General features: G+C 70.2%; 14 protein-coding genes. 4 read left to right on the top strand and 10 right to left on the bottom strand.

Features of this window, described 5'->3' with window-relative positions:
* Window positions 1–50 precede the first annotated feature (50 nt).
* The 8 genes from SY2F82_RS24665 to SY2F82_RS24630 form a co-directional block, all read right to left on the bottom strand.
* Window positions 51–1025: a PAC2 family protein gene (locus SY2F82_RS24665; protein ID WP_200421352.1), complete on the bottom strand. Its 975-nt coding sequence runs from the start codon at window positions 1023–1025 to the stop codon at window positions 51–53.
* Window positions 1026–1203: 178 nt separating this feature from the next.
* On the bottom strand, window positions 1204–1875 hold the full coding sequence (locus tag SY2F82_RS24660) for a FadR/GntR family transcriptional regulator (protein WP_200421351.1): 672 nt from the start codon (window positions 1873–1875) through the stop codon (window positions 1204–1206).
* A 182-nt stretch (window positions 1876–2057) separates the two neighbouring features.
* Window positions 2058–3359, bottom strand: coding sequence for an amidohydrolase (locus SY2F82_RS24655; RefSeq protein ID WP_200421350.1), 1302 nt, complete (start codon window positions 3357–3359; stop codon window positions 2058–2060).
* On the bottom strand, window positions 3356–4117 hold the full coding sequence (locus SY2F82_RS24650; protein WP_200421349.1) for a nucleoside phosphorylase: 762 nt from the start codon (window positions 4115–4117) through the stop codon (window positions 3356–3358). Before SY2F82_RS24650 ends, SY2F82_RS24655 begins: the two co-directional genes overlap by 4 nt.
* A 253-nt stretch (window positions 4118–4370) precedes the next feature.
* On the bottom strand, window positions 4371–5978 hold the full coding sequence (locus SY2F82_RS24645; RefSeq protein ID WP_200421348.1) for a glycerol-3-phosphate dehydrogenase/oxidase: 1608 nt from the start codon (window positions 5976–5978) through the stop codon (window positions 4371–4373).
* Between the two features lie 6 nt (window positions 5979–5984).
* Window positions 5985–7523, bottom strand: a complete 1539-nt coding sequence (gene glpK / locus SY2F82_RS24640) for a glycerol kinase GlpK (protein ID WP_200421347.1) — start codon at window positions 7521–7523, stop codon at window positions 5985–5987.
* An 86-nt stretch (window positions 7524–7609) separates the two neighbouring features.
* Complete coding sequence (locus SY2F82_RS24635) at window positions 7610–8404, bottom strand: MIP/aquaporin family protein (RefSeq protein ID WP_200421346.1); 795 nt, start codon at window positions 8402–8404, stop codon at window positions 7610–7612.
* 387 nt (window positions 8405–8791) lie between these two features.
* On the bottom strand, window positions 8792–9556 hold the full coding sequence (locus SY2F82_RS24630) for an IclR family transcriptional regulator (protein WP_200421345.1): 765 nt from the start codon (window positions 9554–9556) through the stop codon (window positions 8792–8794).
* 282 nt (window positions 9557–9838) lie between these two features.
* Between SY2F82_RS24630 and metH the strand changes: the two genes are divergently transcribed.
* From metH to SY2F82_RS24610, 4 genes are all read left to right on the top strand, one after another.
* A complete protein-coding gene (gene metH, locus SY2F82_RS24625) occupies window positions 9839–13363 on the top strand; it encodes a methionine synthase (protein ID WP_200421344.1) in 3525 nt (1174 codons plus the stop codon).
* Between the two features lie 396 nt (window positions 13364–13759).
* Window positions 13760–14458, top strand: a complete 699-nt coding sequence (locus SY2F82_RS24620; RefSeq protein ID WP_200421343.1) for an HAD family phosphatase — start codon at window positions 13760–13762, stop codon at window positions 14456–14458.
* 437 nt (window positions 14459–14895) lie between these two features.
* Window positions 14896–16500: an ABC transporter substrate-binding protein gene (locus tag SY2F82_RS24615; RefSeq protein WP_200421342.1), complete on the top strand. Its 1605-nt coding sequence runs from the start codon at window positions 14896–14898 to the stop codon at window positions 16498–16500.
* 168 nt (window positions 16501–16668) lie between these two features.
* Window positions 16669–18252 (top strand): ABC transporter substrate-binding protein, encoded by a 1584-nt coding sequence (locus SY2F82_RS24610; RefSeq protein ID WP_200421501.1) that lies wholly within the window; start codon window positions 16669–16671, stop codon window positions 18250–18252.
* 62 nt (window positions 18253–18314) lie between these two features.
* On the opposite strand, the gene SY2F82_RS24605 is transcribed toward SY2F82_RS24610, so the two are convergent.
* Window positions 18315–18986: a response regulator transcription factor gene (locus SY2F82_RS24605; RefSeq protein ID WP_058926326.1), complete on the bottom strand. Its 672-nt coding sequence runs from the start codon at window positions 18984–18986 to the stop codon at window positions 18315–18317.
* Between the two features lie 14 nt (window positions 18987–19000).
* The gene (locus SY2F82_RS24600; RefSeq protein ID WP_236041769.1) at window positions 19001–19987 is read right to left on the bottom strand and encodes a RecB family exonuclease; all 987 of its coding nucleotides are present in this window, start codon (window positions 19985–19987) and stop codon (window positions 19001–19003) included.

Below are 19987 nucleotides of genomic sequence, written 5' to 3'. Positions count from 1 at the left end.
CTTCTGCCGGTATGGAGCGGGGCCGGTGCGCAGCAGCGCACCGGCCCCGCTCACTCCTCCGGTGAGTCCTCGTCCTCGCCGCCCGGCCGCGGCGGCTTCGGCGGACGCGGACGACCGCCGGGGTTGTCCTTGAGGAACGGGCCGCCCTCGCCGCCGTCCGCGGTGGCGTGCCCGCCGGGCGGGCTGACGTCCCGGCGCCGCAGATACCGCTCGAACTCGCGGGCGATCGCCTCGCCGGACGCCTCCGGCAGCTCGGCGGTGTCCCGGGCCTCCTCCAGCGTCTGCACGTACTCGGCGACCTCGCTGTCCTCGGCGGCCAGCTGGTCCACGCCGAGCTGCCAGGCGCGCGCGTCCTCCGGCAGTTCGCCGAGCGGGATACGCAGGTCGAGGAGGTCCTCCAGCCGGTTGAGGAGGGCCAGCGTGGCCTTCGGGTTCGGCGGCTGCGACACGTAGTGCGGGACCGCCGCCCACAGCGACACGGCCGGCACGCCCGCGTGCGTGCACGCCTCCTGCAGGACGCCCACGATGCCCGTGGGGCCCTCGTACTTCGTCTCCTCCAGGTCCATCCGGCGGGCCAGGTCCGGGTCGGACGTGGTCCCGCTGATCGGGACCGGACGCGTGTGCGGGGTGTCGCCGAGCAGGGCGCCGAGGATCACCACCAGTTCCACGCCCAGTTCGTGGGCGAAGCCCAGCAGCTCGTTGCAGAACGAGCGCCAGCGCATCGACGGTTCGATGCCGCGGACCAGCACCAGGTCGCGGGGCTTCTCACCGCCGACGCGGACCACCGAGAGCCGGGTCGTGGGCCAGGTGATCTTGCGGACCCCGGCCTCCATGAACACTGTGGGGCGGTTCACCTGGAAGTCGTAGTAGTCCTCGGCGTCCAGCGCCGCGAAGACCTCGCCCTTCCATTCCCTGTCCAGATGCGCGACCGCGGTGGAGGCGGCGTCGCCGGCATCGTTCCAGCCCTCGAACGCGGCCACCATGACCGGGTCGATCAGCTCGGGAACCCCCTCGAGCTCGATCACCCAGCGCCTCCTTCCGACGTGCCCTCACGTACGCCCCAACCTTACGGCGTTCGGCGGGGACGCCCGCAGTCCCCTGCCACGGGGGAGTGAACGGATGACTGCCCCGTCCGGGGCCGTCGAACACCCATGATCGCCTACCGGTCCGGCACGCCGCACGGGTGGCTCACACCGTGGGGCCTCACAAGGTCGAGCGCAGCCACTGCTCGACGGACGCGATGTGCACGGTCGCCCAGGAGCGGGCCGCCTCGGCGTCGCGGTCGCGCAGGGCGCCGAGGATCGCGCGGTGCTCGCGCAGGGTGCGGCCGACCGCGTCCTCCTGGGTGAGGCCGCGCCAGACACGGGCCCGGGTGGTGGGCCCGGACAGGCCGTCCAGCAGGGAGCACAGCACCGAGTTGCCGGAGCTCTGCACGATCCCCCGGTGGAACTCCAGATCGGAGGCGACCAGCTCCTCCACGGAGGGTTCGGGGCCCAACTTGTCCAACTGGGCGGTCAGCGCGTCCAGTTGCTGCTCGCCGATGCGGGAGGCCGCCATGGCCGTCGCGGCCGGCTCCAGGATGCGGCGCACCGCGAGGAACTCCAGCACGGTGTCGTCGCGGTGGAAGTCCACGACGAAGCTCATCGCCTCCAGCAGCAACTGGGGGTCCAGGCTCGTGACATACGTGCCGTCGCCCTGCCGCACGTCCAGGATGCGGATCAGCGACAGGGCACGCACGGCCTCGCGCAGGGAGTTGCGGGACAGCCCCAGCTCCGCGGCCAGCTCGCTCTCCTTGGGCAGGCGGTCGCCCGGGCGCAGCGCACCGGAGACGATCATTTCCTTGATCTTCTCGATCGCCTCGTCGGTGACCGCCATGACGTGCCTCCAGGTGCTCAGACATCCGATGTCTCGGCGTCATTATGGGGTCCAAGGGCCGAACGGAACCAGGATTTCCCATGTCACCCCGGGAAACACAGGAAGCCGCTCGCCGTGGGCCGCTCGCCGTGGGCCGCCCGCCGGGGGCTCTCCGCGGCTCTCCGTGGGCTCTCCGCGGACGCTCAGCCCACCGCCTCCAGCTCCGCCAGCGCCGCCGCCTCGTCGAGCGTTGTCAGCACCCGGTCCCGCATCAGGATCCGCCCGTCGACGACCGTGTCCCGCACATCCGCGGAGTGCGCCGCGTACGCGAGCGTGGACCACACGTCGTGCCGGGGACGCAGATGCGGCCGGCCGAGGTCGAGCACGAGCAGGTCGGCCCGCTTGCCTGCCTCCAGTGAGCCCAGCCGATCCCCGAGCCCCAGCGCGCGGGCGCCCTCGATCGTCGCCATCCGCACCGCCTGTTCGGCATCCACCGCGGTGGGGTCACCGGCCGCCTTGTGCACCAGTGCCGCCTGCCGCATCGCGTCGAACACGTCCAGCGTGTTGGAGCTGACCGCCCCGTCCGTGCCGAGCCCGACGGTCACACCCGCGTCCAGCAGCCGCGGCACCGGCGCGATCCCGCAGCCCAGCTTGAGGTTGGACACCGGACAGTGCGCGACCGCCGTCCCGCTTCCGGCCAGCGCGGCGATCTCCGGGCCGGTCAGATCGACGGCGTGTGCGAGCAGCACATCGGGGCCGAGCACACCGAGCGAGTCCAGCAGCTCCACCGGCCGCCTGCCGTACCGCGCCTCGACGGTGGCGACCTCCGTCGCGTTCTCCGCGGCGTGCAGGTGCAGCAGCGCCCCGAACTCCCGCGCCAGCGCGGCGATCCCGGTCAGCTGATCCGGGCTCACGGTGTAGGCGGAGTGCGCGAACACGACCGGCCGGAACCCCGGCCGCTCCCCGCTGCGCGCCGCCAGGTCCCGGCGCGCCCACTCCATGCGCTCCCCGTAGGCCCTGCCGTCCGGGGAGCCCGCGACGTCCATGAAGGTGGGCCCGGCCAGCAGCCGCCAGCCCGCCTCCTGCGCCACTCGCTCGGCCGCCTCGTGGAACCAGTACATGTCGAGCGCCGAGGTCACCCCGGCCCGTACGCTCTCGGCGACGGCCGCCCGCACCCCCGCCGCCACGTGTTCCGGCGACAGCAGCTCGGCCTCCCGGCGCAGCACGCGCTCCAGGAAGCCCTGCAGGGTGACGTCGTCGGCGCTGCCCCGCAGCAGCGTCATCGCCAGGTGCGTATGGGCGTTGACCAGGCCCGGCAGGACCAGACAGCCCCCGGCGTCGATCTCCTCCTCCGCCGCGTACCGGGCCCGCAGCTCCCCGGCGGGCCCGACCGCGATGATCTCCCCGTCCCGGACGGCGACGGCTCCCTCCCGGACCACGCTTCCGGCGTCGTCGACCGTCAGGACGTCACCGCCGTGCACCAGCAGATCCACGGGCTCGCTCATCCCGCCCGCCCCTCCGCCAGCAGTCGCAGCGCCTCCAGCGAGACCACCGCGCCGCGCTCCACGCCCCGGGCGACGACCTCGCGGTGCGGGTCGTAGGCGCCCGCCGAGAAGGGGGACGCCTCGTCGACGAGTTCGTCGGCGTTGACGCCGTCCACCACGAGCACCCCGCCCGCGACCAGCCCGCGCAGCGAGGCGGTCACCAGCAGCGCGGACAGCTCCATCTCGATCGCCACCAGACCCGCCCTGTCATAGGCGTCGAGCGGGATCAGGCCCGGCTGGAACGCCGCCCTCGTCCAGACGATCCCCCGGTGGTGCGGCACCCCCGCCTCGCGCGCCGCGCGCTGGAGGGCGAAGACCGCCTCGGGCGCGGCCACCGCCGGGTACTCCGGCGGCAGCAACTGCTGGGTGACCCCGTCGTCGCGCACGGCCGCCTCCGCGATCACCAGGTCGCCGTCTCCGATCTTTGGCCTCATCGCGCCCGCCGTGCCGAACCGCAGGACGGTGTGGATCCCTGCGTCCGCCAGCTCCTGGAACAGCAGGACCGCGCCCGGCGCACCCACCCCGTGCGAGGCGACCGTGACCGGCAGGCCCTTCCAGCTCCCGGTGAACACCCGGTACTCGCGGTGGTAGGAGACCTCCTCGGCCCCCTCCAGCAGCGCGGCGACGGTCGCCGCGCGCGCCGGGTCGCCCACGACCACGGCGTACGGCGGCAACCCGGTGCGTCGGATGCGGGCGATGGGGGACAGCTCCTGCGTCATGCGGCGACTCCAGTGGTACGGATGTACGAACACCGTACGCACCCCGGAGTCGCGCACAGCAGTCGCGCACCGGAAGCGCGCACACGAAAGGGGCGGCTCCGTGCGGGAAGCCGCCCCTCGCTGTGTGGGACCCGGTGGGTCCTGACCAAGGGCCTCTCGTTCGGATCACGCCGGGCTCGCGGGGCCGGGCACGCACCGCCCCGCTCCCTGATCCGGCCTGATCCGAACGAAAGACCCTGGACCTGCTTCAGACCTACTTCTTGTCCAGCAGGTCCTGCACCTTGCCGCGCACCTCGTCCGTGGCCAGGCCGCGGATCGTCAGGGTGGTGCGGCGGCGCAGCACGTCGTCCACCGTCTCGGCCCACTCGTGGTCCCGGGCATAGACGACCTGCGCCCAGATCTCCGGGGCGTCCGGGTGGACGCGCTCGCCCAGCTCCGGATTGTCGTTGGCCAGCCGGGCGATGTCGAAGGCCAGCGAACCGTAGTGGGTCGCCAGGTGCTTGGCCGTGTCGGGCGCCATGCGCGGGCCGGGCGCCGGGCCGTCCACGACGAGCCGGTGCGCAACCGCGCGCGGGTTGGCGATGCCCGGCAGCGGCAGCTTCTTCGGCAGCGAGGAGATCGGCTCGAAGTCGTCGCCCAGCGGGTGACCCGGCAGCGACTCCAGCTTCTGCATGACCGTACGGCCGATGTGCCGGAACGTCGTCCACTTGCCGCCCGCGACGGACAGCATGCCGCCCTTGCCCTCGGTCACCACGGTCTCCCGCTTGGCCTTGGCGGTGTCGCCGGGACCGCCCGGCAGCACCCTGAGGCCGGCGAACGAGTAGGTGATCAGCTCCCGCCGCAGCTGCTGGTCGCGGACGGAGAAGGCGGCCTCGTCCAGGATCTGGGCGATGTCCTTCTCGTTGACCGCCACCTCGGCCGGGTCGCCCTCGTACTCCTCGTCGGTCGTGCCGAGCAGCAGCATGTCCTCCCACGGGAGGGCGAAGGTGATGCGGTACTTGTCGATCGGGGTCGCCAGCGCCGCCTTCCAGGGGGAGGTGCGCTTGAGGACCAGGTGCACGCCCTTGGACAGCCGGATGGACGGCGCCGCGTTCGGGTCCTCCATACGGCGCAGGTGGTCGACCCACGGCCCGGTCGCGTTCAGCACCAGCCGCGCGTCCACGCCGAACTCCTCGCCCGAGACCCGGTCGCGCAGCTCGGCGCCGGTGACCCGGCCCTTGGTGAACCTCAGGCCGGTGACCTCGGCGTGGTTGAGGACGACGGCGCCCGCGTCGACGGCCGCGCGGACCGTCATCAGCGCCATGCGCGCGTCGTTCATCTGGTCGTCGCCGTACACGGCCACGGCCTTGAGGTTCTCGGTGCGCAGCTCCGGCACGTCCTGTGCCGCCTTGGCCGGCGACAGCAGGTGACCTATGCCGTCGCCGAACGCCGACAGCGCGGAGTAGGCGAACACGCCCGCCCCGAGCTTCGCCGCGCCGTGCGGCCCGCCCTTGTACACGGGGAGGTAGAACGTGAGCGGGTTCGCCAGGTGGGGGGCCACCTGACGGGAGACCGCACGGCGCTCGAAGTGGTTCTCCGCCACCAGCTTCACCGCACCGGTCTGCAGGTAGCGCAGACCGCCGTGGAGCAGCTTGGAGGAGGCGGAGGAGGTGGCGCCGGCGAAGTCGCCGGCGTCCACCAGCGCCACCCTGAGGCCCGACTGCGCGGCATGCCAGGCCGTGGAGATGCCCAGGATCCCGCCGCCGATCACCAGGAGGTCGTAGGTCGCCCTGGACAACTGCTCGCGGGTCTCGGCACGGCTCGGGTTGGAGCCGTAGGCCGGGTGGGTCCCCAGAGCCGGAACACTCTGCAGGGTGGTCATCGTGAATTACTCCTCGTGCTCGATCCAGCCCATGGTCCGCTCGACGGCCTTGAGCCAGTTCTTGTACTCACGGTCGCGGGTCTCCGCGTCCATGTGGGGCGTCCACTCGGCGGCCCGCCGCCAGTTGGCGCGCAGGTCGTCGGTGCTGGTCCAGAAGCCGACGGCCAGGCCGGCGGCGTAGGCGGCGCCGAGGCAGGTGGTCTCGGCGACCATCGGGCGCACCACCGGCGCGTCCAGGACGTCCGAGAGCGTCTGCATCAGCAGGTTGTTGGAGGTCATGCCGCCGTCGACCTTGAGGGTCGCCAGCTCGACACCCGAGTCCTTGGTCATGGCGTCGGCGATCTCCCGCGTCTGCCAGGCGGTGGCCTCCAGGACGGCGCGCGCGAGGTGCGCCTTGGTGACGTACCGGGTCAGACCGGCGATCACACCGCGGGCGTCGGAGCGCCAGTACGGGGCGAACAGACCGGAGAAGGCCGGTACGAAGTAGGCGCCGCCGTTGTCCTCGACCGAGAGCGCGAGGGTCTCGATCTCGGCGGCGGTCTTGATCAGGCCCATCTGGTCCCGCATCCACTGCACCAGGGAGCCGGTGACGGCGATCGAGCCCTCCAGGGCGTAGACCGGCTTGTCGTCACCGATCTGGTAGCCGACCGTGGTCAGCAGGCCCGAGTAGGAGTTGATGATCTTGTCACCGGTGTTCATCACCATGAAGGTGCCGGTGCCGTAGGTCGACTTGGTCTCGCCCTCGGAGAAGCAGGTCTGGCCGAACAGGGCCGCCTGCTGGTCGCCGAGCGCGGAGGCCACCGGGATGCCGCCGAGCAGCTCGCCGAGGCGTCCGCCCGTGATCTCGCCGTAGACCTCGGCGGAGGAGCGGATCTCGGGCAGCATCGCGAGCGGGACGCCGATGGACTCGGCGATCTTGTCGTCCCACTGCATGGTGTGCAGGTTCATCAGCAGGGTGCGGGAGGCGTTGGTCACGTCGGTGACGTGGCGGCCCCCGTCGACACCACCGGTCAGGTTCCAGATGACCCAGGTGTCCATGGTGCCGAAGAGGATGTCGCCGGCCTCGGCACGCTCGCGCAGGCCCTCGACGTTGTCGAGCAGCCAGCGGGCCTTGGGACCCGCGAAGTACGAGGCCAGCGGCAGGCCGGTCTCGCGGCGGAAGCGGTCCTGGCCCACGTTGCGGCCGAGCTCCTTGCAGAGCGCGTCGGTGCGGGTGTCCTGCCAGACGATGGCGTTGTGGACGGGCTCACCGGTGTTCTTGTCCCACAGCACGGTGGTCTCGCGCTGGTTGGTGATGCCGATGGCCTTGATGTCGTCTCTGGTGATGCCGGCCTTCTCGACGGCTCCGGCCACGACCTCCTGGACGTTGGTCCAGATCTCGGAGGCGTTGTGCTCCACCCAGCCCGGCTTCGGGAAGATCTGCTCGTGCTCCTTCTGGTCGACGGAGACGATCCGGCCGTCCCGGTCGAAGATGATGCAGCGCGAAGAGGTCGTGCCCTGGTCGATGGCGGCGATGAAGGGGCCGGCGGTGTGTGCGTCGGTCACGGTGTGCTCCTGGAGTTCCATGGTTAAAAGGGGCTGTCTTTACGGCGCGGTGCTGATGTGCGGAGCCTTGTACAGCTCACTCGATCTCAAGCAAAAGCGACGTTGTAGATGCCTGCGGCGATCGCCGCGCCGATCAGTGGACCGACGACCGGGATCCAGGCGTAGCCCCAGTCGGAGCCGCCCTTGTTGGGCAGGGGGAGGAGGGCGTGCACGATACGCGGACCGAGGTCACGGGCCGGGTTGATCGCGTAGCCCGTCGGTCCGCCCAGGGAGAGGCCGATCGAGACCACGACCAGCGAGGTGATCAGGGCGCCCAGGGTGCCCAGACCGTTGCCCTTGTCATTGAGGCCCTGCGTGAGGACCGCGAGCACCAGCACGATCGTGCCGATGATCTCCGTGGCGAGGTTCTGCACCGTGTTCCGGATCTCCGGGCCGGTGGAGAAGACGCCGAGCACGGGGCCGGCGCCCTTTTCCTGGGCCTCGACCGCCTTCGCGGTGGTGGCCTGCGCGCCCGGCCCGCCCACGATCTCCTTGTCGGTGAGGTGGGCCTGGAACTGGCCCGCGTAGGCGACCCACACCAGCGTCGCACCGATCATCGCACCGAGCAGCTGTCCTGCCCAGTAGACCGGGAGGTTGCTCCAGTCGCCGGTCTTGATGGCGAGTGCGAGGGTCACGGCCGGGTTCAGGTGGGCACCGGAGAGCGGTGCGGAGGTGTAGACCGCCGTCAGAACGGCGAAACCCCACCCGAACGTGATGGCGAGCCAACCGGCGTTACGGGCCTTGGAGGCCTTCAGTGTCACGGCGGCGCACACGCCGCCGCCGAGCAGGATGAGTATGGCGGTACCGATGGTCTCGCCGATGAAGATGTCGGAGCTGGACACCCGCGACTCCTTTGTCCTTCGTCCAGGGGAAGGCGAACCCCGGGTCCCTCCGGTGGTCCGCGCCCTCGGGGGTGAGAGCGATGCCGGCCCGTGGCGTTGTCACACTCTAGCGCTTATTGCCGGTAGGTGTTCGACAATGCCGACCGATGGACGGGAGTCTTGCTTCCTGTTCGCAGGGTCGTCAAGAGTCCTGTTGCACGAAGCGGGATCGTTACTGATCGACATCCGCCCACGCCCCTTCGATGCGTGCGCATCGCGTGCGAACAGGCACGTTTCGTGGCGGCCGCTCCCGGACGCGGGCAGGCCGAAGGCCCGGTACGGCAATGCCGTACCGGTTCTCGGGACTGCGCGATTCCGGGAGGGCGGGACCCGTGGTGGCCGCAGGGCTCAGAAGCGTCCGGCGCCCAGGTCACGCGACACCGCGCGGGCGCAGTCACGCACCGCCGCGATCAGCTCAGCGCGCAGCTCCCCGTCCCGGCACACGCGCTCCACGGCGCCGGTGATGCCCACGGCGCCCACCGGCATCCGCCGCCGGTCGTGGATGGGTGCGGCGACCGAGGCCACCCCGGTCCACGTCTCCTCGACGTCGGCCGCGTACCCGCGCGCCCGGGTGAGGTCGAGGACGTGCTCGAAGTCGTCCAGGTCGCACACGGTCCGGTCGGTGAACGCTTTGCGGTCGGCCTCCAGCGCCTCGCTGTGCGCGACCGGGTCGTACGCCGACAGCACCTTGCCCAGGGCCGTGGAGTGCAGCGGCTGCATGGCCCCGATCTCCAGGACCTGCCGACTGTCGTCGGGCCGGAACACGTGGTGCACGATCAGGACACCCTGCTGGTGCAGGACCCCGAGGTAGACGCTCTCCCCGCTGGAGCGGGCCAGGTCGTCCGTCCACACCAGGGCGCGCGCCCGCAGCTCGTGCACGTCCAGGTAGGTGGTCCCCAGGCGCAGCAGCTCCGCCCCGAGCTGGTAGCGGCCGGAGGCCGTGTCCTGCTCGACGAACCCCTCCTGCTGGAGTGTGCGGAGTATGCCGTGGGCCGTGCCCTTGGCGAGGCCCAGGGATGAGGCGATGTCCGACAGGCCGAGCCGTCGCTCGCCGCCCGCGAGCAGCCGCAGCATCGCGGCCGCCCGTTCGAGCGACTGGATGTTCCGTGCCATCGCCGTCCTGCCCTCCGTCCACTTCGGCCGTCGGCTGAGTACGTACACGCCGTTCGGCAATGCCGAACACTACCGGTCGTTGCCGACCTCCCGCTAATGGGTGGTCGCCATCCGTTCGATGGAAATCCCCGCGGGGGTCATCCGGGGCCTCGCCCGTCCCGCCCCGTGGACGCCCCTGACCGTACGGCGTGCTCCGGGCTACCCTGGCCGCGGGCGTCTTCCGTGGGAAGGTCCGGGGGAGACGCAAAGCCGACAGCCGTCGCACTCCAGGGAGCATCTTCCATGGCCTCGTTGCCGAACCCGTCCCTTTCGTCCGCCTCCACCGACAGCCGGACCCGAACCGAAGCCCTCCGGGAAGCCCTCGCCACCCGTGTGGTGGTGGCCGACGGCGCCATGGGCACGATGCTCCAGGCCCAGGACCCGACGCTGGAGGACTTCCAGGGCCTCGAGGGCTGCAACGAGATCCTCAACGTCACCCGCCCGGACATCGTCCGCACGGTGCACGCCGCCTACTTCGACGCGGGCGTCGACTGCGTCGAGACCAACACCTTCGGCGCCAACCTCACCGCTCTCGGCGAGTACGACATCGCCGAGCGGGTCGCCGAACTGTCCGAGGCCGGCGCCCGCATCGCCCGCGAGACGGCCGACGAGTTCACCGCGCGCGACGGGCGCCAGCGCTGGGTGCTGGGCTCCATCGGCCCCGGCACCAAGCTGCCCACCCTCGGCCACACCACCTTCACCGGCATCCGCGACGCCTACCAGCGCAACGCCGAGGGCCTGCTCGCCGGCGGCGCCGACGCCCTGCTGGTGGAGACCACCCAGGACCTGCTGCAGACCAAGGCCTCCGTCATCGCCGCCCGCCGTGCGATGGAGACGGCCGGCTACGAGGTCCCGCTGATCGTGTCGGTCACCGTCGAGACGACCGGCACCATGCTGCTCGGCTCGGAGATCGGCGCCGCGCTGACCGCGCTGGAGCCGCTCGGCATCGACATGATCGGCCTCAACTGCGCCACCGGCCCGGCCGAGATGAGCGAGCACCTGCGCTACCTCGCCCGCCACTCCCGCATCCCGCTGTCGTGCATGCCGAACGCGGGCCTGCCCGAGCTGACCAAGGACGGCGCGCACTACCCGCTGACCGCCCCCCAGCTGGCCGACGCCCAGGAGACGTTCGTCACCGAGTACGGCCTGTCCCTGGTCGGCGGCTGCTGCGGTACGACGCCGGAGCATCTGCGCCAGGTGGTCGAGCGGGTCCGTGGCCTGACGCCGCCCGAGCGGCACCCGCAGCCCGAGCCGGGTGCGGCGTCGCTGTACCAGTCGGTGCCGTTCCGCCAGGACACCTCCTACCTGGCGATCGGCGAGCGCACGAACGCCAACGGGTCGAAGAAGTTCCGTGAGGCCATGCTGGAGGGCCGCTGGGACGACTGTGTGGAGATGGCCCGGGAGCAGATCCGTGAGGGCGCCCACATGCTCGACCTGTGCGTCGACTACGTGGGCCGCGACGGAGTCGCCGACATGGAGGAGCTGGCCGGCCGTTTCGCCACCGCCTCCACGCTGCCCATCGTGCTGGACTCCACCGAGGTCGACGTCCTGCGGGCCGGGTTGGAGAAGCTCGGCGGCCGTGCGGTGATCAACTCGGTGAACTACGAAGACGGTGACGGCCCCGAGTCCCGTTTCGTGAAGGTCACCCGGCTCGCCAGGGAGCACGGGGCGGCGCTGATCGCGCTGACCATCGACGAGGAGGGCCAGGCCCGCACCGCCGAGAAGAAGGTGGAGATCGCCGAGCGGCTGATCGCCGACCTGACGGGGAACTGGGGCATCCGTGAGGAGGACATCCTCATCGACTGCCTGACGTTCACCATCTGCACCGGTCAGGAGGAGTCCCGCAAGGACGGCCTCGCCACCATCGAGGCCATCCGCGAGCTGAAGAAGCGCCACCCCCAGGTGCAGACCACGCTGGGCCTGTCGAACATCTCCTTCGGTCTCAACCCGGCCGCGCGTATCCTGCTCAACTCCGTCTTCCTCGACGAGTGCGTGAAGGCCGGTCTGGACTCGGCGATCGTGCACGCCTCGAAGATCCTGCCGATCGCCCGGTTCAGCGAGGAAGAGGTGCGGACGGCGCTGGACCTGATCCACGACCGCCGGGGCGAGGGCTACGACCCGTTGCAGAAGCTGATGGCGCTGTTCGAGGGCGCCACCGCGAAGTCGTTGAAGGCGGGCAAGGCCGAGGAGCTGGCCGCGCTGCCGCTGGAGGAGCGCCTGAAGCGGCGGATCATCGACGGCGAGCGCAACGGCCTGGAAGCCGACCTGGACGAGGCCCTCCAGGAGCGCCCGGCCCTCGCCATCGTCAACGAGACCCTGCTGGACGGCATGAAGGTCGTCGGCGAGCTGTTCGGCTCCGGCCAGATGCAGTTGCCGTTCGTGCTGCAGTCCGCGGAGGTGATGAAGTCCGCGGTCGCCTACCTCGAGCCGCACATGGAGAAGACCGACGAGGCCGGCAAGGGCACCATCGTGCTGGCCACCGTGCGCGGCGACGTGCACGACATCGGCAAGAACCTCGTCGACATCATCCTGTCCAACAACGGCTACAACGTCGTCAACCTCGGCATCAAGCAGCCCGTCTCCGCGATCCTGGAGGCCGCCGAGGAGCACAAGGCCGACGTCATCGGCATGTCCGGTCTCCTGGTCAAGTCCACGGTGATCATGAAGGAGAACCTGGAGGAGCTCAACCAGCGCGGTCTGGCCGCCACCTACCCGGTCATCCTCGGCGGCGCCGCCCTCACCCGGGCCTATGTCGAGCAGGACCTGCACGAGCTGTACGAGGGCGAGGTCCGCTACGCCCGTGACGCGTTCGAGGGCCTGCGGCTGATGGACGCCCTGATCGGGGTCAAGCGGGGCGTGCCCGGGGCGAAGCTGCCGGAGCTGCGGCAGCGGCGGGTGCGCGCGGCCGCCGTGGAGATCGAGGAGCGGCCCGAGGAAGGGCACGTCCGCTCCGACGTCGCCACCGACAACCCCGTGCCCGCCCCGCCGTTCTGGGGGACCCGCATCGTCAAGGGCATCCCGCTCAAGGAGTACGCGAGCTGGCTGGACGAGGGCGCGCTGTTCAAGGGCCAGTGGGGGCTGAAGCAGGCCCGCACCGGCGAGGGGCCGACGTATGAGGAGCTGGTCGAAACCGAGGGCCGGCCCCGGCTGCGCGGCCTGCTGGACCGGCTGCAGACCGAGAACCTCCTCGAAGCGGCCGTCGCCTACGGCTACTTCCCCTGCGTGTCCAAGGACGACGACCTGATCATCCTGGACGACGAGGGCAACGAGCGCACCCGGTTCACCTTCCCGCGCCAGCGCCGCGGCCGCCGGCTGTGCCTGGCCGACTTCTTCCGTCCGGAGGAGTCGGGGGAGAGGGACGTGGTCGGCTTCCAGGTCGTCACCGTCGGCTCGAGGATCGGCGAGGAGACCGCGCGGCTGTTCGAGTCGAACTCCTACCGTGACTATCTGGAACTGCACGGCCTGTCCGTGCAGTTGGCGGAGGCGCTCGCCGAGTACTGGCACGCGCGCGTGCGCGCCGAGCTGGGCTTCGCGGGCGAGGACCCCACCGACATGGAAGACATGTTCGCCCTGAAGTACCGCGGCGCCCGCTTCTCCCTCGGCTACGGCGCCTGCCCCGACCTGGAGGACCGCGCGAAGATCGCCCAGCTCCTGGAGCCGGAGCGGATCGGCGTCCGCCTCTCCGAGGAGTTCCAGCTGCACCCGGAGCAGTCCACGGACGCGATCGTGATCCACCACCCGGAGGCCAAGTACTTCAACGCCCGGTAACGTCCGTCCGCGGGCCCCGGCGGCCCCTCCCGTGTCGTCCGGCGCGGGCGGGGTGTGCCCCGCCGAGCTCCGGTGGCGGGTCTTCGGCGCGGGCGGGGTGTGCCCCGGTAAGCCACGCCGACGCGTCTTCGGTTCGGTGAGGGTGTGCCCCGGCGAGCCCGCCGGCGCGTCTCCCCGCGCCGCCGAGCGCCCAGAGCGCCCAGAGCGCCCCGGGTGTCCTGGTGGCCGGGTGGATGCCGCCCCGGCGGTCTCCGCAGGTCCCCCTGGGCCCGCACGGCGTGGCGCCCCCGCGCGAAGAGGCACTTCTTCCACGCGCGACGTACACTGGTCGATCCACCGCAGGCCGGTTCCCTTGCTGGGAACCGGCCTGGTCGTCCCTTGAAGGAGGTACGCCGGATGACCACCACGGTTCCCGCACTCGGAACCCGTACGGCCGAAGGCTCCGCCCTGCAGGCCGTGCTCCTCGACATGGACGGCACCCTCGTGGACACCGAAGGATTCTGGTGGGACGTCGAAGTCGAGGTCTTCGCCGGCCTCGGCCACACGCTCGACGACTCCTGGCGCCATGTCGTGGTCGGCGGTCCCATGACGCGCAGCGCGGGATTCCTCATCGAGGCCACCGGCGCGGACATCACCCTCGACGAACTCACCGTCCTGCTCAACGACGGGTTCGAGAACCGTATCGACCGCAGACTGCCCCTGATGCCGGGCGCCGCACGGCTGCTGGCCGAACTCGCGGCGCACGACATCCCCACCGCCCTGGTCTCCGCCTCCCACCGGCGCATCATCGACCGCATCCTGGCCTCCGTCGGCCCGCAGTACTTCGCCCTGACCGTCGCAGGCGACGAGGTCGAGCGCACCAAGCCGTTCCCGGACCCGTATCTGCGGGCCGCCGCCGGCCTCGGCGCCGACCCCACGCGGTGCGCGGTCATCGAGGACACCGTGACCGGGGTCACGGCCGCCGAGGCCGCGGGCTGCCGCGTGGTGGCCGTGCCCTCGATCGCTCCCATCGAACCGGCCGCCCGCCGCACCGTCGTCACCTCGCTCGAAGAGGTCGACCTGCCATTTCTGCAGCGTTTGATGACGCACGTTTGATGACGCACATGCGCTGATCACTCACTCAGCGTGCAGAGTGAATGGACGGATTACTTCCGGCTGTCCAGCCGAATGAATTAATACCGGCCCAGCCGAGCGAATTCCGGGCGGAGAGCGCCCGTTCAGTATGTGACGTTCCCCACGCTCGCAGGGGTCGACAGCGGGCCCGGCGTGTGCTGTTCCACCCCATTCGGGCGGCCTCGACGCGCCCTTGTGTCCCGATTGGTGAAACGCTGCACGAATCCTTCCCCCGCCCGGTTTTTCGGTCCGTTCACACCCGGTTTCACAGCGTGATGGGAACTCAACTCCGGTGGCTGTCAGCCCTCGTGCAGGTGCGGACTAATCTCAGCGCGAGAACATCACCACTTCCCCGTGATCCGCCGCACCACCCATGCATGGCGGATACACGGACCCAACAGCTCTGGAGAAACTCGAGCATGAACCGCAAGACTTTGGTGCTGCCGGCCGTCGCCGGTCTGCTCACCCCCGTCCTCGCTGCCTGTGGCGGGTCCAGCAGCGGGGGCAAGAGCGGTGACGCCATCGTCGTCGGCACCACCGACCGGTTCATCGCCTCCAGTGACGCCCCCGCGCCCGTCGACCCGGCGTACGCCTACGACGTCGGCTCCTGGAACATCCTGCGCCAGACCGTGCAGACGCTGATGGTGCAGCCGCGCGGCGACGGCGAGCCGCAGCCCGAGGCCGCCGAGAGCTGCGGCTTCACCGACACCGGCAACGAGCGCTACGCCTGCAAGCTGCGCAAGGACCTGAAGTTCGCCAACGGCGACCCGGTGACCGCGGCCGACGTGAAGTACTCCATCGACCGCGCCCGCGCCATCAAGGCCGACAGCGGTGTCTTCGCCCTGCTGTCCACCATCGACACGGTCGAGACGCAGGGTGACAACGAAGTCATCTTCCACCTCAAGACCGCGGACGCCACCTTCCCGTTCAAGCTGTCGACGCCGGTCGCCGGCATCGTCAACCCCAAGGACTACGAGAAGAACAAGCTCCGCGACGGCTTCGACATCGACGGCTCCGGGCCGTACACGATGCATGCCGAGGTCAAGAAGAACGAGCTGGTCAAGGCCACCTTCACCAAGAACCCCCACTACGAGGGCCTGCTGACGCCGAAGAACGACAAGGTCGTCCTCGAGTCGTTCCCCGACGCCGACGCGATGGGCTCCGCCCTCGACAAGGGCGACATCGACGTCATGACCCGCACGATGGACCCGGACCAGATCCGCAAGCTCCAGAACGACAGCCACGGCAACGTCAACCTCGTGGAGATGCCGGGCCTCGAGATCCGCTACCTGGCCTTCAACACCGACGCCCCCACGGTGAAGAGCAAGGCCGTCCGCCAGGCCATGGCCCAGGTCATCAACCGCGGTGAGCTGGTCTCCAAGGTGTACGGCACCGAGGCCGAGCCCCTGTTCTCGCTCGTCCCCGCCACCATCACCGGCCACTCCAACTCGTTCTTCAACAAGTACGGCAACCCCAGCGTGAGCAAGGCCCGCACCATACTCTCCAAGGCGGGCATCACCGACCCGGTGAAGCTGACGCTGCACTACACGACCGACCACTACGGTCCGGCCACAGCCAAGGAGTTCGAGGTGCTCAAGCAGCAGCTCAACGCCAGCGGTCTGTTCGACGTCACCATCCAGGGCGCCCCCTGGGACAAGTTCCGCCCGGCCGAGAAGAAGGGCGAGTACGACGTCTACGGCATGGGCTGGTTCCCGGACTTCCCGGACGCCGACAACTACCTCGCGCCGTTCCTCGACAAGGACAACACCCTCGGATCTCCGTACGCCAACCCCGAGATCATCAACACGCTGATCCCGCAGTCCCGCCGTGAGGCCGACCGGCTCACCGCGTCGAAGAGCCTCGCCGACATGCAGGACATCGTCGCCGACGACGTGCCGATCCTGCCGCTGTGGCAGGGCAAGCAGTACGTCGCCACCCGCGACGACATCACCGGCAGCGAGTACGCGATGAACTCCTCCTCCACGCTGCAGCTGTGGGAGCTCGGCCGCGGCGTCGGCAGCTGACCGGTCGGCCGACCGGTTTCCCACCGGCCAGGTGACCAGCGGTTCTTCAAGGCCCCCGGGCAGATGCCCGGGGGCCTGCCCCGTTCGCGGTACGATCCGGGAACTTCCGCACGGCCCGGAACGCGCGGAGTCCGGGGCGAACGACAACCGAAGACAAGGCACATGCACGTGAACATGCGCACCCAGTGGCCGGTTCTGTCCATAGCGACGGGGCTGGCCGCCGGCCTGCTCACCGGATGCGGCACCTCGACCGACGACTCCTCGGGCACCGGCTCCTCCGTGGTGGTGGGGATGTCCGACGACGTCCTGGCCACCGACCCGGCCTCCGGCTACGACCCGGGGTCCTGGCTGCTGTTCAACAATGTCTTCCAGTCCCTGCTGGGCTTCCCCAAGGGCGGCACGGAACCGGAGCCGGAAGCCGCCAGGGAGTGCACGTTCACGGACACGCAGACCAAGGTCTACTCCTGCAGCCTCAGGGACGGTCTGAAGTTCAGCAACGGTGACCCGCTCACCTCGAAGGACGTGAAGTTCTCCTTCGACCGCATGCTAAAGATCAACGACTCGGCCGGCCCCGCCATCATGTTCCCCATGCTCGGCTCGGTCGAGACACCCGACGCCAAGACCGTCGTCTTCAAACTGAAGTACTCCGACGCCACCTTCCCCAGCAAGATAGCCTCCGGCGCGGGCTCCATCGTCGACCACAACGTCTACCCCGCGGACAAGCTGCGCACGGACGGCAAGGCGGTCGGCTCCGGCCCGTACAAGCTGGACTCCTTCGGCAAGGACAAGGCCGTCTTCTCCGTCAACCCGCAGTACCAGGGCACCGCCAAGGTGCACAACTCCGGCGTCACCCTGAAGCTCTTCCACGGCGACCAGTCCGCTCTGAAGAACGCCCTCCTGGACCGGAAGGTCGACCTTGCCTACCGGGGACTGGCCGCCGCCGACATCGCCGGCATCGACAAGGACACCTCCACCGGCAAGGGCATCGAGGTCGTCGAGGGTTCCAGCGCGGAAGTCCAGCACCTCGTCTTCAACATGGACGACCCGGTCGCCGGCAAGCTCGGCGTCCGCAAGGCCATCGCCTACCTCCTCGACCGCGACGCCCTCGTCAACAAGGTGTACAACGACACCGCGACGCCCCTGTACTCGATCATCCCGGCCGGCATCACCGGCCACGACACGTCCTTCTTCGACACCTACGGCGCCCGCCCCTCCAGGGCCAAGGCGGCCGCCGCGCTGCGCGCCCAGGGCATCACCGGCAAGGTCACGCTCACCCTCTGGTCGACGCCCTCCCGCTACGGGCCCGCCACCGATGAGGAACTGAAGACCATCGCCCGGCAGCTGAACGACAGCGGACTGTTCGACGCCAGCGTCAAGTCCGTCCCCTTCGACCAGTACGAGAAGGACATCGCGGCCGGCAAGTACGGGGCCTACGTCAAGGGCTGGGTGCCCGACTACCCCGACCCCGACAACTTCACCGCGCCGTTCTTCGGCAAGGGCAACGTACTGGACAACCACTACGCCAACAGCACCATCACCGGTGAACTGATCCCCAAGACGGCCGCCCAGAGCGACCGCTCCGCCACCGACGACGAATACCGCACGCTTCAGCACATCGTCGCCGAGGACGTCCCGGTCATCCCCGTCTGGCAGGCCAAGCAGTACGCGGTCACACGGGACGACGTCTACGGGCTCGAGTACTGCCTCGACGCCTCCACCGTGTTCCGGTTCTGGGAGATCAGCAAGGGCTGAGCCGGGCCCCCACGCACGAAGGGCGCCCCCCAAGGGGCGCCCTCACCGTCACAGTGCCCCGACTACTGGGCGCCGGGACGCACCAGCCCGCTCTCGTACGCGTACACCGCCGCCTGGACCCGGTCCCGCAGCCCCAGCTTCGTCAGGACATGGCCGACGTGCGTCTTGACCGTGGTCTCGCTGACGAACAGATCGGCGGCGATCTCCGCGTTGGACAGCCCGCGCGCCACCAGCTTCAGCACCTCCACCTCCCGCTCTGTGAGGGTGTGCAGGGTGTCCGGCACCGGCTCGTCCCCGGACGGCAGATGCGTGGCGTACTTGTCGAGCAGCCGCCTTGTGATGCTCGGCGCGAGCATCGCCTCGCCCGCCGCGACGACCCGGATCGCCTGCACCAACTCGTTGGCGGGCGCGTCCTTGAGCAGGAACCCGCTCGCACCGGCGCGCAGAGCCTCCACCACGTACTCGTCCAGATCGAACGTCGTCAGCACCAGCACCTTCGCCGGGCCGTCCCGCCCCGGCCCGGTGATCTGCCGGGTCGCCTCCACGCCGTCCATACGGGGCATGCGGATGTCCATCAGAACCACATCGGGCTGCAGGGCACGCACCTGGTCGAGCGCCTGGAGGCCGTCTCCGGCCTCACCGACGACCGCGAGATCCTGCTCGGCCTCCAGAATCATCCGAAAGCCCGTACGCAGCAGCGGCTGGTCGTCGACCAGTAGGACGCGGATGGCCACGTAAGTCTCCTTCGCTAGTCCGGCCCCATTCTGCCCTGCGCGTCACCGCCCGATTCGGGCACCCTGACCGACGCGGACACCCCCGGGTCCGCAGCGCCGTCCACCCGCTGAGCCGGCAGCGACTGCGCCGCCGCCGGGACACCCGCGGCCGGGCGGACGTGCAGCGGATACGGCGGGGGAGTGCCACCGAACTCCGGGCACACCGCCTGGTGGTCGCACCAGCCGCACAGCTTGCTGCGGCGGGGCCGCCAGTCGCCCGTCTCCGTCGCCACCCGGATCGCCTCCCACAGCGCGAGCAGCTTGCGCTCCACACGCTCCAGGTCGGCAAGGACCGGGTCATACGTCAGCACGTCCCCACTGCCCAGATACACCAGCTGAAGCCGCCGCGGGACGATCCTCTTCAGCCGCCACACCACCAGGGCGTAGAACTTCATCTGGAACAGCGCGCCCTCGGCGTACTCGGGCCGGGGCGCCTTGCCCGTCTTGTAGTCGACGATCCGCACCTCACCCGTCGGCGCCACGTCGACGCGGTCGATGATCCCGCGCAGCCTCAGCCCCGACTCCAGCTCCGCCTCCACGAACAGCTCACGCTCGGCGGGCTCCAGACGCGTCGGATCCTCCAGCGAGAACCAGCGCTCGATCAGCCGCTCCGCCTCACCCAGCCAGCGCGCCAGCCGCTCACCGTCCGGATCGTCCGCGAACAGCTCCACGACCTCCGGTCTGCTCTCCCGCAGCCGGTCCCACTGGCCGGGCAGCAGCGCCTTGGCGCGCGGCGCGGTCCGCTCGGCGGCGGGCGCGTCGAACAGCCGCTCGAGCACCGCGTGCACCAGCGTGCCCCTCGTGGCCGCCTCACTCGGCTTCTCGGGCAGCTTGTCGATCACCCGGAACCGGTACAGCAGCGGGCACTGCATGAAATCGCCGGCGCGCGACGGCGACAGCGAAACCGGGGGCGCGGCGGCCACGGCGGACGGCACGGCGGCGCCGTCGGTGCTGGATTCCAT

This window comes from Streptomyces sp. Y2F8-2 (assembly GCF_014905555.1).
Lineage (GTDB): Bacteria > Actinomycetota > Actinomycetes > Streptomycetales > Streptomycetaceae > Streptomyces > Streptomyces cynarae.
This window is presented reverse-complemented; position numbering and strand designations above follow the sequence as displayed.

What these genes read in the sequence shown, in the direction of transcription:
- SY2F82_RS24660 (WP_200421351.1), bottom strand. Translation starts at nt 1,875, where the DNA reads ATGGCGGTCACCGACGAGGCGATCGAGAAGATCAAGGAAATGATCGTC.
- SY2F82_RS24655 (WP_200421350.1), bottom strand. Translation starts at nt 3,359, where the DNA reads ATGAGCGAGCCCGTGGATCTGCTGGTGCACGGCGGTGACGTCCTGACG.
- SY2F82_RS24650 (WP_200421349.1), bottom strand. Translation starts at nt 4,117, where the DNA reads ATGACGCAGGAGCTGTCCCCCATCGCCCGCATCCGACGCACCGGGTTG.
- SY2F82_RS24645 (WP_200421348.1), bottom strand. Translation starts at nt 5,978, where the DNA reads ATGACCACCCTGCAGAGTGTTCCGGCTCTGGGGACCCACCCGGCCTAC.
- SY2F82_RS24630 (WP_200421345.1), bottom strand. Translation starts at nt 9,556, where the DNA reads ATGGCACGGAACATCCAGTCGCTCGAACGGGCGGCCGCGATGCTGCGG.
- metH (WP_200421344.1), top strand. Translation starts at nt 9,839, where the DNA reads ATGGCCTCGTTGCCGAACCCGTCCCTTTCGTCCGCCTCCACCGACAGC.
- SY2F82_RS24620 (WP_200421343.1), top strand. Translation starts at nt 13,760, where the DNA reads ATGACCACCACGGTTCCCGCACTCGGAACCCGTACGGCCGAAGGCTCC.
- SY2F82_RS24615 (WP_200421342.1), top strand. Translation starts at nt 14,896, where the DNA reads ATGAACCGCAAGACTTTGGTGCTGCCGGCCGTCGCCGGTCTGCTCACC.
- SY2F82_RS24600 (WP_236041769.1), bottom strand. Translation starts at nt 19,987, where the DNA reads ATGGAATCCAGCACCGACGGCGCCGCCGTGCCGTCCGCCGTGGCCGCC.